The organism is Photobacterium angustum (assembly GCF_002954615.1).
In the GTDB taxonomy this organism is placed as follows: Bacteria; Pseudomonadota; Gammaproteobacteria; order Enterobacterales; family Vibrionaceae; genus Photobacterium; species Photobacterium angustum_A.
The window spans coordinates 303550-319232 of the sequence record NZ_MSCJ01000003.1 but is presented as its reverse complement, the minus strand read 5'-3'; the positions used below and the strand labels follow the sequence as shown (position 1 = coordinate 319232).

Genomic DNA, 15683 nt, shown 5'->3' with positions numbered 1-15683 from the left:
TTAAAAGTGAGAAATAATACTATTTTTAATTAGTTTTTCTAATGCAAAAGTTACATAAAAAAACCAGTAATAACCATTCATTAAAACCGAATAAAACATCGTTCATTACTATTTGTTGTGAATACCCGACAAAGGTTACGTAAGTTATGCAACTTAAGTAAGTTAAGTAAGTTAAGTAACATATTAAAGAAAACTACATAATAATGAGTTTAGTTTTTCATATACTCTTCCCTTTAAAGAAGGGAAAGTACAGTGCAAACCGATCATAGAATCAGCAACACTCTATTTAATGGACACTATAGAAGAGATAGTTACATGGTCTACCACGGTAGACTATTTAATATCCCCCAGTGATGGAAAGATAAAAACGCCACTTCCCCCACTCTAATTTTAATAACACTCTATTTAATAAACCACTGGTATAGAACAACCAAATGAATCACAAAACACCGTCCATTGAGGCGGTATTTTTATGTCTAAATTTCAGGAAAGCATATGAAAAAAATAGTATTGGTTTTACTTTTAATCTTTTTAATTATTTCAATTTTAATGGGTTATACGATAGAACAGATTACACCTCTAGCAACAATCATATTAATCCAATTAGATAATAAAAAAGGTGGAAACAAGTTCCTAAGCTAGCCAGCGGCAGAATGAATGGAAAACCGCCTCGACAACACCATGACGTTGCCTTGGTATGGGCGATGCTTGGCCTTAAAGTGATGGTGTAAAGGCGTGGATTGAAATGAATGGCGCGTCTCGCTGGCGGGCTTTATCCTCGGAGTTACCGCAAATGACAAAACCAAACCAGATACAAAAGCAAAAGACGCGTCTCACTTATTAATCATCTTTTATTTATTGAAAGAATCCTTTACCTTATTTCTAATTATTTCAGAAAGCTCACTATCACTCAATAAATCTAAATTACTTTTATAAATTTCAGACAACTTTCTATCATTTGCAATGATAGACTTTAATAAATTTCTTTTATAAACTTCCGAAAATTCATTATCATCAATTGAAATTAAATTAACGTTATTATTTTCAGGCTGTTCATTATTATCTAAAAATTCTAATATATTTCTTTTATAACTATCAGACGGATTGATATCATCCAATGAAACTAAATAGTCTTTATGACTTTTAGATATTTCCTTACCACTTAATAACTTTGATATAAATATTTTGTAATCTTCCGGCAGAGTAATGTTTTTGAATAATTCTCTATTTTTTCTAGGTTGATTAGACAATTCATGGCCTATTTTGAATTCAGAGACCAATTCCACATCTTTAATTGAATTAACTGATGTTTTTGTTTTTAGATGTTCAGATGCATATTTCAAGAACGTATGCGCCTGATAAACATTAACTAATTCAACTTTTGACTTATTGTATATCTCATCAATCAACTCATTTCTTAAGCCGATTTTTTTACCTTTAACTATTTCCCACCAGTCTTTCTTTGTATCATCAGTCACAAAAATTAAGTGCTTAATATCAGAAGCATTTGAGTGTTCTATAATCTGATTCCAAATTAAAAGGTCGCCAAATTTATTTTGGTATCTCACTCCATTAAATAGAAATGAGCCATCTTTCTTTTGATCTTCATAGCCAGGTGGTATTTTTAAGCTAAACCGATTTTCACCATCTTTCTCTTGTTCATCAATTTCATTTTGCGTAGGGGCTTTACCAACTTTACTTTCAAATAAATTATCTAATTTTTCACGAATTTTATCTTGAGAGCTTATTTGGATACTATTTTTCTCTAACTCATCTAACTTTTTAAAAAATTCATCTTTTACATTTTCAATTCCATTTATTAATGGATCTGGATCTATATAGCTATGTCTAGTTTTTAGCTGCAGATTATCTAATTTCTTTTGAAGCTCATCGACCATATTGTTGATGGTAGATTTTGTCTCAGCAAATTTATTATGCTGTTCTTCAATTACACCTAACCTGTTTCTTTGATATTCAAGAGCTACGTGATGAGGGATCCATATTCTATCTTGGATTTGACTTAACACCTTTAAGAAATCTTCAGTTGTTTTTGATTGATATCGGTATAAGTTAGTTAATATGTTTGTATCAAATACAAATATCGCGTTATTCCAAAGATCTGTTAGTTCTTCACTCTGAGGTTTGTAAAAACTTTTAAAATTAGATTTCATATTATTATCATACGGTTATTATTATTTTATGTATGGTAACTTAAATTTTTATTTAGCGTAACTCCTTGTAGCACCCATACTCTTAAAAAGCCCTGCACTGCAGAGCTTTTTAACCAATAACCACCCTACAACGACGTATATAACACCGTCATTTCTGTGAAAGTCTCCTCTAACATGTCGCAGTAAATCCCCGATTGGCGTGTGACTTCAAGGTATTCCAGTTGGCCTCGCTTTTTACGAAAGCTGATCACCGTGTAGGTATCACACGGTTCCAAAATTACCCGTAACCGTGTCACTTTGTTGATTGCTCCCGTATCAATGGGTAAATCAAATTGCAGCCCAGGTTCGGTGAGGCCAACAACATGTTTTGCGCCGGTCATGGTAATAAAACGGTTACCACCGAGCTGGCTTAAAATGGTTTTGGCTATTTCCATATAATACGGCTGACTCATAGCGCGCCCTCCTGCTCGTAACTTTCTACCGCTTCAATAAAACATTCCAGATCGTGACAAGTACCAATTACCGGCCCTAATGCGGGATATTGTCGCAACACAAAGTTAAGTGCATTCACCATATCCAATACGCTTGGGTTGCATTCACGTAGTCGGGTATAGAGTTGGTACAGACGCTTATCAATGAAGTAATCGCGGGATCTGTCACTCATCGTTGTAGAGCCTGAGTGGTGCAGCGGTGATACGCTGCTCGGTTGATGTGCCTTAGTAGAGCTTGGTGAGTGTGAGTTGGAATGTGCCATCGCTTTTCTCCTTATGGGGTTTCTCATCGCCGTTTTCGCCTAACTTTTTCGAGGCACTGCAGGTTCTTTAAAGCAAGGGCGCGTAGCGTGTATTTCACCCTTGTTTTAGAGGTTCTGCTGTGCAACGTTACAACCCGTGAAAAAGCGATGAGAACAATAAGGAGAAAACAAAAAGCACATGGAAACGGCACACACCTTAGCGACACTTGGCACAACAAACGAATGTAAAATAAGGGGCAATTTGATTTTTGGCTACGTCATGATTAACCTAAAACAAAAGTACGGGATAGATCCGCCTTTATGAATCGTCTCTTTAATGTTGATGCGATTTACGCGTAATTTAAAGTTAATTGTAGGCTCAATATACCCGTTAAATTATTTGCAACAGCCCCAGCCTACAAAAAAATGGTGGTCACCGTTTGGTCACCGAGCATTTGTTAAGTGATTTTTTACAGACGTAAAAAAGCCCGCAATTGCTTGCGGGCTTTTCTATTTGGCTCCTCCTGCTGGACTTGAACCAGCGACATACGGATTAACAGTCCGCCGTTCTACCAACTGAACTAAGGAGGAATTGTTTGGAGCAGGCAGCGGGAATCGAACCCGCATCATCAGCTTGGAAGGCTGAGGTAATAGCCATTATACGATGCCTGCTAAGCATCTCTGCAAATTATGGTGGTGGGGGAAGGATTCGAACCTTCGAAGGCAGTGCCGGCAGATTTACAATCTGCTCCCTTTGGCCACTCGGGAACCCCACCGAAATTTAATGGTGCCGACTACCGGAGTCGAACTGGTGACCTACTGATTACAAGTCAGTTGCTCTACCTACTGAGCTAAGTCGGCACTAAAATTTCGTTTTATCATCAAGCCATAGCTTAACAATTAAATATGGCGGAGAGATAGGGATTTGAACCCTAGATACGCTATAAACGTATGCCGGTTTTCAAGACCGGTGCTTTCAACCACTCAGCCATCTCTCCGTAAGTGCGGTGAATAATATCGAGCTAAGCTGCTGCTGTAAAGGAAAAAAAAACGAAAATCGTTCAAGTAGTTACTTTTCAATCAAATATGCAACCATCACTCAAAAAAGAAACAATCTTATTGCTTTTATCTTAAACCTGAATTGGTTCTATGTACTTTTATGACTTTTTCACTTTTAGGTATGTACTTTTTTATTATCCATAGCCTTTTGCAAAAAAGCCATGAAACTAAAACACTCATAAGCTTAACTAACTGTTATATATAAAAATAAAGGTGGCATTAATATTGAATTAGTTTTCTTATCCTACTTAAATGCACCAGTAATTTGTGAGGTAACAATGAAGTATCATTTTTTTGTGCTAACAATACCTTTATTGTTTACCTTTTTTATTGGGACGACATCAGCAAACCCTTTTTCATCCTGTCCCAGTAATGGTTATCTTTTCCATCAATCAAATAACGTGTCTTTGATTGATATAGATAGACAAACCAATAATCAGGGAGCCACCGTAAGTACATATGATGCTGTCGGTTTTAATGATCTTGATAACTACATATATGGCGTTAAAAACAAAGAAGTCGTTCGAATTCATAATAACTTTACAGCTGAAACTCTCGCTATAAATGGTTTACCTGAACATGACTTCACTGCAGGTGATGTGCATAACAATAGCTTATACCTTTATGCTCAAAATGAAGGGTTATGGGTCGTTGATCTTGCGGCTCAATCAGCTGCACAACTTTTAAAACAACAATATGCTGTATATGCCTTTTCTGATTTAGCGGTTCATCCTAGTGGGATTATCTACGCTGTCGATAACAGTAAAAACATTCATCGTTTTGACGTTTCGCAATCACTGGAAAACAACCAAATAGAACTAACAGCAAGTCTTGGTTTAACAGGGGTAAGGAACTTCAGTGGGCAATTTTTTGATAACAATGGCATGTTTTACGTTATCGATGCCAATAGTGGCGACACTTTTTTATTTAATAAATTAAGTCCTTTTAGTTTTGACGATAACTTTAACTATCTTACTCAGCTAAATATTGAGAATATTAATAATACGATTGATATTGCTCGCTGTAATAATGCTCCCCTAAGCACCCTTGGATATGATATGGGTGATGCGCCTAACTCTTACCAAACATCGCTACTTGTTAATGGTGCACGCCACCAAGTATCTTCTCTACTTTATCTTGGGCTAGAGCCAGATGAAGATTTATTTGCTCAATTTTTCCCAATGCATGATGACAACGATTTAGGGAACGATGATCAAGGGATTATTTTTACAACGCCAACACTAAATCAAGGCTCAACAACCTTCATAACTGCCCATATTGGTGGTTCTATTGCTGGATACTTATCTGCTTGGATTGATTGGAATAACAACGGCAATTTTGATGATGCTTATGAACAAGTAATTGACAATATTTTACTCGATAATGGCGAGCATACGTTGGCAATTGATGTACCTATTGATTCAGTGATCACTGATTCAACATGGTCGAGGTTTAGGATCAATACCAATCCAAATATAGCAGCTCATGGACAGGGGGAAGAAGGAGAAGTCGAAGATTACCCTTTAACTATCACAGGGTTTGATACCCAAGAGAGTTATTTTTGGTTCCCTTCTCAAGGCCATTTCGCGACTTTAGCATTTGAAGATCGCTGGCCAACTCAGGATGATTATGATTTTAATGATATCGTTATTAACTATCGTGTGGGTCATGTGCAAGAAACCGCTACTGGCATGTTATCTCGGTTAAATATCGATATTGAATTACAAAGCTATGGTGCTGGGTATAACAACGGTTTTGCCGTAAAACTTGACGGTATTCCATCATCAAGTATTGATGTTTCAAAAAGCTTTATGATTATAAATGGTAAGTACCATAACACTATTTTAGAAGTACCAGAGAATTCCCAGAATGACGCTGTTTTAATTTTTACAGACGCACTCAAACAATACTTTAGTTCTGACTGTAACCATGGCTTTTTACGTGTTGATCCAACGTGTGATCTTGATAGAAATGAACGTGTTACTGCTTCAATGAAAGTTACCTTTACTACTCCGATTGCTTATCCTGACCATCTACATCCTTATCTAAATCCATTTATTTTCGCCGCTCCCAACGATAACCATGGTTTTGAATCACCGCCATCACGGGCATTAGAAATTCATTTAAAAAATGCCTCTCCCACAGTAAGGGCCGATCAAGGTTTATTTAATAGTGAACATGATAATTCAAATAATAGTCGCGTTAATTGTGGTGTTGAAAATAATTGTGACAGTTATAAAAATAAAACGGGGATCCCATTTGCTATTTTATTACCGTCAGATTGGAAGCATCCAATAGAGGGTAAAAGTATTTTGCATGCCTACCCTCGTATTAGAAACTATATCAGCAGTAATGAAAATAAAGATGATACATGGTTCGCTCACCCTGATCCCTCAAACGTTTATTCAATGGCTGTGGAGTAATGCTGATGAAAAATTCTCGATTTCTTTTACTACTCATCACTTTGACCTTTACTGGTTGTTTAAGCGAAAGTTCAAACGATAAAACCGAACAACCTATAGAAACAGAAACTGACACCAGTAATCATGTGCAGCCTCCTATCTTTTTTCCAGTAAATGATACCGATAGCGAAATAAGTAATATAGATCAAGATATTGATAATATTAGTAATGAAAATTTGGATGAGCTAGATAAAGACAATTTTTCAGATTTAGATGCGAGTAATATCAATTTTTCGGGAAATATCACTATGATTCCTTTAAACATTACCAATCCAATTCTTGAAGATGTATATGTTAATGTTTATCGAAATTATAGTATTGATGATAACAATAATTACGTTGTTAATCATGATGATAGAGTCATTGCAACGGCTATTATTGAAGCGGACTATGAGGGCAACTTATTTTTAACGCCTGATATCAACAAACTACTCATTGAAATAATTTCGCTCAATAATAATCAAATTATTACACAAAAAGAGATCACATTTCCTATTGAAAGTATTAATTTATAAAAAAGCCCGAAAGACATTTTATGTTTACCTTTCGGGCTTTATCTAACCATTAATTTTTATTACAACTTTTGCCAAGGGCTTCCTGCATCAGGTTTATTACCTTGAGTCCACCACTTCGCTTTATACTCATTTCCTTGATAACTAACTTTGTCACCACCAACATATACAGCTCCTACATTCCACACAGGTGAATCTGTCGCTGGAGGATCAACAGGTTCTACAGGAATCACTGGGTCAACTGGCTCGACTGGCTCGACTGGCGTAACAGGGTCTACCGGATCAACAGGTGGTTCGACTGGATCAATAGGCTCAGGTGTAACTGGTGTGCCGCTTTCTAGCGCCCAAGGCCCCCCACTTGTAGGGTTATCACCTTGTGTCCACCACTTGGCTTTATATACTGCGCCTTGGTAACTTACTTTATCGCCGCCAGTATAAACTTTATTGCTTTCCCATGTAGCCACACCATCTACTGGCGGGTCGACAGGATCAACAGGTTTACCCGTATCAGGTAATTTATCGACAATTCGAACAGCAGGCCAGTTAGCATGAGAACCATATGCATTGGCAACACATTGTTCGTAATCGCCTTCAACTAACGCTGAATACGCCGTTTGGAAACCTACCAATTCACATTCAAAAGAAACACCGCCAGGACGATCAGAGTAATATTTCCAGTTTGCATCCCAGTTGGTGTAAAGCACATCAGTTGCGCCATTAAGATTTAAACTACCATAGGGTGTTTGCTGCCAGCAGGTGTTTTTCTCATCTGCTGCAATAGCAATTTCGTAATGCTCTGCAAGACCTTCCCAGTAACGAATACGGTTAACAGGTTGTCCTTTCTCTTTGTTTTGCTCACCACATTCGATACCGCCATTAATCACATTAATGGTGGTACCAAAGCCATAAGTAATACCCGCATCAATTTCACGTTGTGATGGTTTCCATGTACGATCAATTACATGAAGCATCGCAGGCTTAGGTGCTTGTGGGGTTAAGAAAAACCAAATTGCAGAGGCAAGGTTCAACCAAGAATCAGCAACACGCCCTGGATCATTTAATAATACCGTTGCGTCGCCATCAAACATCACTTCAGAGAAAGCGCCATAGTTAAAATGGTAAGAAAGCTGTTTAGCGCCTCGCCCAAAATACCCTTCACCGTCAGCACATGGCCAACGTTTATTTTGCCAATCATCTTGCCCACAGCCCGTGGTATAACCCGCTTGGCCTTCAGACCATCCCATTTCACGCACATGAACAAGGGCTTGTTGCCATTCTTCTAATGCCAGCGGGTTATCTGAATAATTGTCGATACTGATATGGCCGCCCGTTTCTTGTGAGAAATGAGCAAATGCCGTCACGATAGAGGTTTTACAGATCTCATCAGCATTACGTCCATCGGTATAGTCACCACAGAATGCTGGAAACTTACCAATTGCACGGAGAAAACGGGTATAGGTATATTCAGGCGCTGCCATTTGTGTCAAGAAATTCCACTCTGTTTCAGGAAATACTCGCTCAACACGTTTTACGTTATCAGGGTTAGTTACAGCATCAGGGTAGATCGCTTCAACCTCTGTATTTGGGCGTGTTTCAAGTGCTTTAGCCCATACGTCATACATAGGATCTAACGTCTTTGCATCTTCCGCGGCTGTTATTTCTGCTCGTTCAATTATGTAGCCACCTGGATTTTCGGGATCAGGCTGTGGATTCATCGCATAACTGCTTGTCGCGGATAAACCAGCAATCAGTAATGCTAATTGACTTATTTTCGCCATTATAAATTCCTTTTAAGTACGAATTATCTATCTTTCAGAGCTAAAATAAGTCGGCATACTCATCAAACAGTTCTATTTAATGTGACGCTAATAATTTTTAATATTCAAAACTCATCCTAGCTATCAATACATTTACAAATAATTACTTAATAACAGCAACGTCCAAATGTTAAAACCGTGTTACATAACTTATTTTTATGTACGCTGTAATGAGTTGATTCAATTAATATCTTTGGCTGTCACACTGTACACAAATTTTGAAAACATAATAATGAAGGCTAACAAAGCTTATTCATGATTGTTTTTATTTAAAATGCTTAAAATCACCAATGAAAAACATAAAACATTGAAAAATATCGTTTTTATATTATTCATTTAAGAGGTGGATAGCAATAGAAAAAAGTGAATTGAGTTGCACATCATTATGATTAATATATTTAGGATATGATAAAGTTAATAATAAGAAATGAATACCGCGCTAAAATAAAGTTAAATAACAAAAATATTAATAAATTGGAGCGTCATATTTTAGTTTTATCGGAGATAAAGTATTAATAAGCAGATTTTTTAGCGTTGTAAATAATACAAGTATCATATCAAACATCTTAAAATATAATTTCGAGTTTTATTTTTAATCTCGCTTAAACATAGTAACACGTTGTAAAAGTACGCTAAATCAACGCATCTTAACGCTAGAATAAAGCCACTGACACTAACTCAAAAGTTAACTTTACTTCAGTTATAACTATCAATATTTCTCATCATCTATCACCTGCCCTTTCTAAACCAAACATATTGAGATTATTAAGGTATATATTTTGAAGTTTTAAAACACTGGGAGTAATCTAAAATGGTAGTGAACAGTAACTTAAGGAGCAGTAATAATGATAAGTTGTCATCAACATGACTATATTGAGATAGCCTGCATGCTCCATCTTGATGTGAGTTTAACGTATAAAAATGGAGAGAAAGTATCAGGGATTGCCCAAGATACTTGTTATAATGCGCATCGAGAAGAATGTATCGAATTAAAAATGAATAATACCGTTTCAACAATCGTACTCGATCATCTCGCATCTATGCAGGCACTCACCGCGAATCCACATTTTGAGACGGTTAATTTTTAAATTTACATTGTAAATAGTGGTTATTTTTTACCCATCTACGATGGTGAAATACAAAAAAGGTGACTTGAATAATAAGTCACCTTTTTATTAACCAAAAAACTTAAATATACTATTTAACATATTTAAGTTATTTATAAGTAAACGCCATTTCGCCATTAGCATCTGTATATAAGGATGCTTTAGATTGTTTGATCAACTGTGCTGCATATGAAGGTGTAACAGCGCGTAGCTCACCTTTCACTGATACAAATTGACCTTCCCAAGCAACATCTCGGTATTTACCTGCTTCTAAAATCTCTACTACAACTTTCATAATCACTGCACCTTAAATGAATATTTTAAACAACCCTACCGAAACACTTTGCGGTTCCTCTGTTGGTCTTTTTAATTTACCTCGTTTTGATTAATTGTCATTACAACAAAAATGCAACGTTAGTTATTCATAAATGGTACATTCAAATAATTTTAACCTTTTTGTATATTTACATTGGGGGTTATAAATACACGTTCCCCCCACTATTTCTTAATAGAAACGAATAATTCATTTAAAAACATAGGTATAATTCGTAAAAATATAATCTCGAATAACAAAGCAACGATTAAACAATATGTTATACGCAATAATATTAGTGAATAAATAACGACCATTTATGAATAGAATGCAAGATTGCATAAATGATCGTTTCTATATCCATTTTTGAGGTATGAAAAAGGGCAACACACTGTTGCCCTCGTAAATATCTAGTAGCAATTTATGATTACTTAATCACAACATCTTGAGCAGTAAACTTACCATTATCAAGTGGTTGCTTGTGTTCTGTCTTCACATTGAAATCTAATTTAGATAACTCTACACGACGAATAGTACTGTCATGCATCGTTTTGTAGAACAGCTCACCATTGCCTTGATCGATAACTGATGTCCACTGAGTCGCACTCGGTAAATCAGGGATGTGTGACTTATCGTTAAACTCACTGCCAATTGGGATATCGAAGTTATTCAAAATATGAAAAGCTTGTGATACTGCCTCTTGCGATGTCTTCAATACAGGTGCGCTGTTAACATAAAATGCTGCGCGAACAAAACGTGACGGCGGAGAAATATCACCGGGTAAACCCACAAAGTTTGAGCCGACACCAAACGACTGAGCTTCTACCCCGTTGATCTTTTGTGGCGCACTGATACCTGGGTGAAGGTTAATATAATTATTTAAGTTCGTTACCTGCCAATTGTAATCTGGCGAGTTAGTTAACACTTTAGCCGTGTTTTTATGAATATTGATCTTACCGTGATCCATTATCTCAATCACGATGCTGTTACCTTGCTTATCTGACACACGCCAGTGCGCTGTTGGGGATGGATTACCTTCAGCATCAAAGTAAACAGTGACAATCTTGATCTTGCTTAACGCAGCTTCAACTTCTGCAACCGTTGAATATTGGCTTAACATCCAACGTACAAAATCCATATCCGTGATGTTATTCGCGGTATTTTTTGGATCATATTTCGCAAGTGAGCCATAACCACGGAAATAGAATAAACCTGCTGTTAAACCTTTTTCGTTAATACCTTCGGCAATAAAACGATCATCACTAACAGAGATCCCAGCAAAGCCATATTTACTCTTCCAAGTTAGACCTTGCTTTTGATCTGGCATTGTCGAGGTATAGCTGTAATTACGAGGAGAAACAATTAACTTACTATTTAAATCGCTATGGCCCCACTCGATGGTACGAGCTTGAATATGATCATTACCTGTGGTGCCAAGTGTAATTCCAGTACAAGCACTCGCTGCGGAGCTAAAACATGACGCCAACAACAATGTTAATAAAGTTTTTTTCATAAATATGCCTGTGAATGTAAACGCATATAATCAATCTTTAATAATAGTCTATTGTGGAAAATAAAAACAATGTTTTATATGTGTCTAGATATAAAAAAGCCCACATTTAGTGGGCTTAAAATACACTTTATTATAAGGCTCGTCGTTAGATAGCCCAACCACCAGCATAAAAAGCAACCAAGGCAATCGCAATAACGACTGTACCTATATTGAGCTTTTTCACTTCGCCAGAAACTATTCGACCGATAACTAATGCAGTAAAACCAAGCATAATACCAGTAACAATATTACTCGTTAGAACAATGAAAACAGCACACAGTAAGCCAGATAATGCATCAACAGAATCTTCCATATCTAACTTGCTAACATTACTTAGCATTAATAGGCCAACATACATCAGTGCAGGAGCTGTCGCATAAGAAGGGACTAAGTAGCTTAATGGTGCAAGAAATAACATGAAGATGAACAGTACACCTACCGTAGTTGCTGTTAAGCCTGTTTTACCACCTGCAGCTGTACCTGCAGCTGATTCAATGTATACCGCAGCAGGAGAACCACCAACAAGACCGGCAAAAATACTACTTACAGAATCTGACGTTAATGCCTTACCACCACTGATAATATGACCACGTTTATTTAGCAGGTTTGCTTGTCCTGCTACCGCACGGATAGTACCTGTTGCATCAAAAATCGCAGTCATCACTAGCGCTAATACTGTAGGCAAAATAACTGGGTTTAGGGCACCCATAATATCCATTGTGCCTAATAAGGATTCCCCCTCATGACCAAATGTCGGCATTGCGAAGAAGCCGTGGAACGTCACTTTTGGATCAAAAATAAGGCCAATGATAGAAATGGCAATAATCACTAATAAAATGCCACCCGGAACACGGCGCTTTTCTAATCCTAAGATAGCCGCCAAGCCTAAAATAGACATGAAGACTGGAAACGCGGTGAAATCACCAAAAGCAACGGGTAAGCCTTCAGCTGGGTTTTTGATCACTAGCCCAACGCCATTCGCTGCAATCAAAAGTAAAAATAATCCAATACCAATACCTGTTCCATGAGCGATACCATTTGGCATATTTTTCATGATCCAAGTACGCACACCCGTTACCGTTATTAATGTAAAGACAACACCCATTAAGAATACGGCGCCTAAGGCAACAGGCACACTCACGCCTTGCCCAAGTACTAAGCTAAATGCAGTAAATGCTGTAAGTGAAATAGCACAACCAATGGCCATTGGTAAACGCGCCCACAAACCCATGAGTAATGAGCCAAATGCTGCCACTAAACAGGTTGCGATAAAAACCGCACCTTGATTAAAACCCGCGGCACCTAACATGCTAGGCACCACAATAACGGAATACACCATAGCTAGAAATGTAGTTAAACCCGCAATTATTTCCTGTTTGACATTACTGCCACGAGCTGTAATTTCAAAATAGCTATCTAGTTTACTCTTAGGCTCTAAATGAGAAGGGCGTTGATGTGTGCTATCAGCAGACATGGTAAATTCCTATTTGATCAATATTACTATGCTTTTTACAGTTAAAATCACGTGTAACAAACACACGCAAACGTTTTCTTTTTTTGGAAAAATAAAAGGCTGATGTCGACATCAGCCTTTTATTTCGTAACGATCATACCTACAAACAGGTATCTCGCGCTATAAATAATTGACAATTATTATTTAAAATTTCGTTTTATTACATTTATTGCAAGAGAAACATGATTATTCCAGTCGTTGGCAAGTTTCAACTATCCGTCTAATTATGTAAAAGCCCAACAAATAACGATTAGAACGCTTACAGAAAAATAGGGACGAATGAATCGCACTAAGAGCCTTTACTGAAACCAGCACGCTTTATGGCAACAGTTTCTTAGTAAACATCTTTAATATAATCAAACAAATGAAAGCTGATAGTGCAATCAAGAAAATGGTGTGGAATACATCATGGTAGCTGCTCGCCGCCTGAGTCAGGCTCTGCACCTTACCATCTTCTGTCGTCACCGCTGTTGCCGTTGCAATCCAAGCTGCTACAAAGTTAGCGATAGAGCCTGATACCAACATGTAAATACCCGCAAGCGTACCTGTAGAGTTTGCAGGGTTCAAACGAGTGATTGCCGCCAACGCAACGGGATCGATAAACATTTCCGCTAAACCAATTAGACCTAAACCAATTGTTACCCATAGCATTGAAGTGTGGCCCGAATGCATTGCGAGTCTAGACGCAATATTGATCAAGAGAAAACCCGCAGTCAGGAACAAGAAACCAATACCTAATTTAGACAACGTTTTGGGCTGTATATTGAAACGTGCCAGTAATTTCCACGCCCAAGCAACCAATGCCCCGCCAAAGATAACGGCAAATGGGTTTATTGATTGATAGAAGCTGGTAGGGATATTGAAGCCAAATAGATCTTTATTTACGTTGCGCTCAATAAATAAGGTAATAGAGCTACCACCTTGTTGGTCAAATGCCCAGAATAACGTACCAAACATCATAAACAATACAATTGCCCATATGTTTTTCTTACCTTGAACATCGCAACGAGCATAAATACGGCCCATTAAAAATAGTGAGACAATACCGATCACAATGAGAACAAAGCCAGCCCAGAGTTGCGCAAGGATGACGGCAAAGAATGCAACACTTAATATCACACCAGCAATTAACAGCATTGAGTGCGAAATGCCTGCGGTTTTGGCCGACAGTGCTTCTTTTTTAAGACCGGCTACATCTTTAAAGGCATTACGACCAGAAAGAAACACTAAAAGGCCAGCAAACATACCCAATCCCGCGATACCAAATCCAATATGCCAGCCATAAGTTTCAGCAAAGTAGCCAGTAGCAATCGGAGCGAGAAAAGCACCAAGGTTAGCGCCAACATAAGATAACGAGAAACCGGAATCTCGGATTGATTCACGATCATGATAAAGCTCACCCAGCAAACAGCTAGAGTTAGTCTTGAAGAAACCATATCCAACAATAATTAGAGCAAGAGCTATATATAAAGTAGAGTGCCCTGACGTTGGAAAGGATAATACGGTGTGACCTGCAACCATAAGCAAAGCGCCTATTGCTACAGACCAAAAGTTCCCTAAGTATCGGTCTGCAATATACCCACCAATGATTGGCGTCACATAAACAAGCGATGTGTAAGCACCGTACAGTGCATAAGCATGTGCATCAGAAAAAAGGAGCTGTTTTGTTAAATAAAGAATCAGTAAGGCACGCATTCCGTAATAACTGAAATACTCCCAAGCCTGTACACTGATTACGTAAAGTAGACCTCGTGGATGAGAAATATTGCTCATATTTTTCCTTTCTTGAATTAGTTATATTTTTCTGCCACGGCGAACTAACATAATGAAAAGAGGTAGATGACTTCTATCTTTCTTTTTAGCTAACTCACGAAAAAAAAAGAACAACAACGTCAGCTGTTCACTTTGAATATTTGGTGATAACCCCCTAATTAATAGGGAATAAAAACAACAACAATGAATAAAAATTCAAATAAAGGATACTGCTTTTTTTATAAATGCCAAGAGGGAAACTAAATTCATATATTCTAGAGTACGGCATAATTAGTCATTAGAAATCCAATAATTAGCCAGATATCTATATATATCAATATTTAATAACGTAAGAAAATGAATAAAAATCAATATAGGATCATTGTTGGGATATAACTTTTTATTTTAAACGTGTTTTTTGATGAATATGTATACTAATAAATATTCACATTTAATGTCTGTCTAATATTGAACCACATAAATAAAAGCACGATAGAGCAATATTAAATATATAATTGCCTTGCGAGAACGAAGAATAACTCGAAGGCAGTATCACCTTGAAAATATATTGGGCTTCATTTCGGTATTACCCACATTTATCGACAATGTAAACCGATGCTGAAAATTCAATAAACAGCCACACAAGTACATGTATCGTTTTTCTTAACCCTACCTTCATTATGCTACCGATGT

Annotated in this window: 11 protein-coding genes, 5 tRNA genes and 1 pseudogene; 4 read left to right on the top strand and 13 right to left on the bottom strand. The window is 37.2% G+C overall.

All coding sequences use genetic code 11. The annotated features are described in order from the left end of the window. Nucleotides 1-851 precede the first annotated feature (851 nt). From BTO08_RS16120 to BTO08_RS16110, 3 genes are all read right to left on the bottom strand, one after another. Nucleotides 852-2171 carry a PIN-like domain-containing protein gene (locus BTO08_RS16120; RefSeq protein WP_105061676.1) on the bottom strand — a complete coding sequence of 440 codons (1320 nt, stop codon included), beginning with the start codon at nt 2169-2171 and terminating at the stop codon, nt 852-854. A 125-nt stretch (nt 2172-2296) separates the two neighbouring features. Further along, on the bottom strand, nt 2297-2623 hold the full coding sequence (locus tag BTO08_RS16115; protein WP_198038490.1) for a hypothetical protein: 327 nt from the start codon (nt 2621-2623) through the stop codon (nt 2297-2299). Beyond that, nucleotides 2620-2925 (bottom strand): hypothetical protein, encoded by a 306-nt coding sequence (locus tag BTO08_RS16110; RefSeq protein ID WP_105061675.1) that lies wholly within the window; start codon nt 2923-2925, stop codon nt 2620-2622. The genes BTO08_RS16115 and BTO08_RS16110 overlap by 4 nt, the downstream gene beginning before the upstream one ends. Before the next feature lie 228 nt (nt 2926-3153). Between BTO08_RS16110 and BTO08_RS16105 the strand changes: the two are divergent. Next, a pseudogene (locus tag BTO08_RS16105) lies at nt 3154-3264 on the top strand (IS6 family transposase); the annotation flags it as partial. A gap of 155 nt (nt 3265-3419) precedes the next feature. On the opposite strand, the gene BTO08_RS16100 reads toward BTO08_RS16105, so the two are convergent. From BTO08_RS16100 to BTO08_RS16080, 5 genes are all read right to left on the bottom strand, one after another. Continuing rightward, nucleotides 3420-3495, bottom strand: a tRNA-Asn gene (locus BTO08_RS16100). A gap of 6 nt (nt 3496-3501) precedes the next feature. After that, nucleotides 3502-3576 (bottom strand) — tRNA-Gly (locus tag BTO08_RS16095). A 19-nt stretch (nt 3577-3595) separates the two neighbouring features. Further along, nucleotides 3596-3680: transfer RNA gene (locus tag BTO08_RS16090), tRNA-Tyr, on the bottom strand. Nucleotides 3681-3689: 9 nt separating this feature from the next. After that, nucleotides 3690-3765: transfer RNA gene (locus BTO08_RS16085), tRNA-Thr, on the bottom strand. Between the two features lie 46 nt (nt 3766-3811). Continuing rightward, nucleotides 3812-3902: transfer RNA gene (locus BTO08_RS16080), tRNA-Ser, on the bottom strand. Nucleotides 3903-4241: 339 nt separating this feature from the next. On the opposite strand from BTO08_RS16080, the gene BTO08_RS16075 reads away from it, so the two are divergent. Both BTO08_RS16075 and BTO08_RS16070 read left to right on the top strand, forming a co-directional pair. Then, nucleotides 4242-6386, top strand: coding sequence for an LruC domain-containing protein (locus tag BTO08_RS16075; protein ID WP_105061674.1), 2145 nt, complete (start codon nt 4242-4244; stop codon nt 6384-6386). 5 nt (nt 6387-6391) lie between these two features. Then, entirely contained in the window at nt 6392-6940 is a 549-nt protein-coding gene (locus BTO08_RS16070; RefSeq protein WP_105062672.1) for a hypothetical protein, read from the top strand. Nucleotides 6941-6999: 59 nt separating this feature from the next. On the opposite strand, the gene BTO08_RS16065 is transcribed toward BTO08_RS16070, so the two are convergent. Further along, nucleotides 7000-8715 carry a chitinase gene (locus tag BTO08_RS16065; RefSeq protein WP_105061673.1) on the bottom strand — a complete coding sequence of 572 codons (1716 nt, stop codon included), beginning with the start codon at nt 8713-8715 and terminating at the stop codon, nt 7000-7002. Nucleotides 8716-9599: 884 nt separating this feature from the next. On the opposite strand from BTO08_RS16065, the gene BTO08_RS16060 reads away from it, so the two are divergent. Continuing rightward, on the top strand, nt 9600-9842 hold the full coding sequence (locus tag BTO08_RS16060; protein ID WP_105061672.1) for a Rho-binding antiterminator: 243 nt from the start codon (nt 9600-9602) through the stop codon (nt 9840-9842). 127 nt (nt 9843-9969) lie between these two features. On the opposite strand, the gene BTO08_RS16055 is transcribed toward BTO08_RS16060, so the two are convergent. From BTO08_RS16055 to BTO08_RS16040, 4 genes are all read right to left on the bottom strand, one after another. Beyond that, nucleotides 9970-10155, bottom strand: coding sequence for a hypothetical protein (locus BTO08_RS16055; RefSeq protein ID WP_045150501.1), 186 nt, complete (start codon nt 10153-10155; stop codon nt 9970-9972). 445 nt (nt 10156-10600) lie between these two features. Further along, a complete protein-coding gene (locus BTO08_RS16050; protein WP_105061671.1) occupies nt 10601-11686 on the bottom strand; it encodes a linear amide C-N hydrolase in 1086 nt (361 codons plus the stop codon). A gap of 145 nt (nt 11687-11831) precedes the next feature. After that, nucleotides 11832-13199, bottom strand: coding sequence for an NCS2 family permease (locus BTO08_RS16045; RefSeq protein WP_105061670.1), 1368 nt, complete (start codon nt 13197-13199; stop codon nt 11832-11834). 357 nt (nt 13200-13556) lie between these two features. Continuing rightward, nucleotides 13557-15011, bottom strand: a complete 1455-nt coding sequence (locus BTO08_RS16040; RefSeq protein ID WP_105061669.1) for a peptide MFS transporter — start codon at nt 15009-15011, stop codon at nt 13557-13559. Between the last annotated feature and the right edge of the window lie 672 nt (nt 15012-15683).

Bases quoted from the DNA above. Each gene is read 5' to 3' on its own strand.
- BTO08_RS16120 (WP_105061676.1), bottom strand. From the start codon at position 2,171: ATGAAATCTAATTTTAAAAGTTTTTACAAACCTCAGAGTGAAGAACTA.
- BTO08_RS16115 (WP_198038490.1), bottom strand. From the start codon at position 2,623: ATGAGTCAGCCGTATTATATGGAAATAGCCAAAACCATTTTAAGCCAG.
- BTO08_RS16110 (WP_105061675.1), bottom strand. From the start codon at position 2,925: ATGGCACATTCCAACTCACACTCACCAAGCTCTACTAAGGCACATCAA.
- BTO08_RS16075 (WP_105061674.1), top strand. From the start codon at position 4,242: ATGAAGTATCATTTTTTTGTGCTAACAATACCTTTATTGTTTACCTTT.
- BTO08_RS16070 (WP_105062672.1), top strand. From the start codon at position 6,392: ATGAAAAATTCTCGATTTCTTTTACTACTCATCACTTTGACCTTTACT.
- BTO08_RS16065 (WP_105061673.1), bottom strand. From the start codon at position 8,715: ATGGCGAAAATAAGTCAATTAGCATTACTGATTGCTGGTTTATCCGCG.
- BTO08_RS16060 (WP_105061672.1), top strand. From the start codon at position 9,600: ATGATAAGTTGTCATCAACATGACTATATTGAGATAGCCTGCATGCTC.
- BTO08_RS16055 (WP_045150501.1), bottom strand. From the start codon at position 10,155: ATGAAAGTTGTAGTAGAGATTTTAGAAGCAGGTAAATACCGAGATGTT.
- BTO08_RS16050 (WP_105061671.1), bottom strand. From the start codon at position 11,686: ATGAAAAAAACTTTATTAACATTGTTGTTGGCGTCATGTTTTAGCTCC.
- BTO08_RS16045 (WP_105061670.1), bottom strand. From the start codon at position 13,199: ATGTCTGCTGATAGCACACATCAACGCCCTTCTCATTTAGAGCCTAAG.
- BTO08_RS16040 (WP_105061669.1), bottom strand. From the start codon at position 15,011: ATGAGCAATATTTCTCATCCACGAGGTCTACTTTACGTAATCAGTGTA.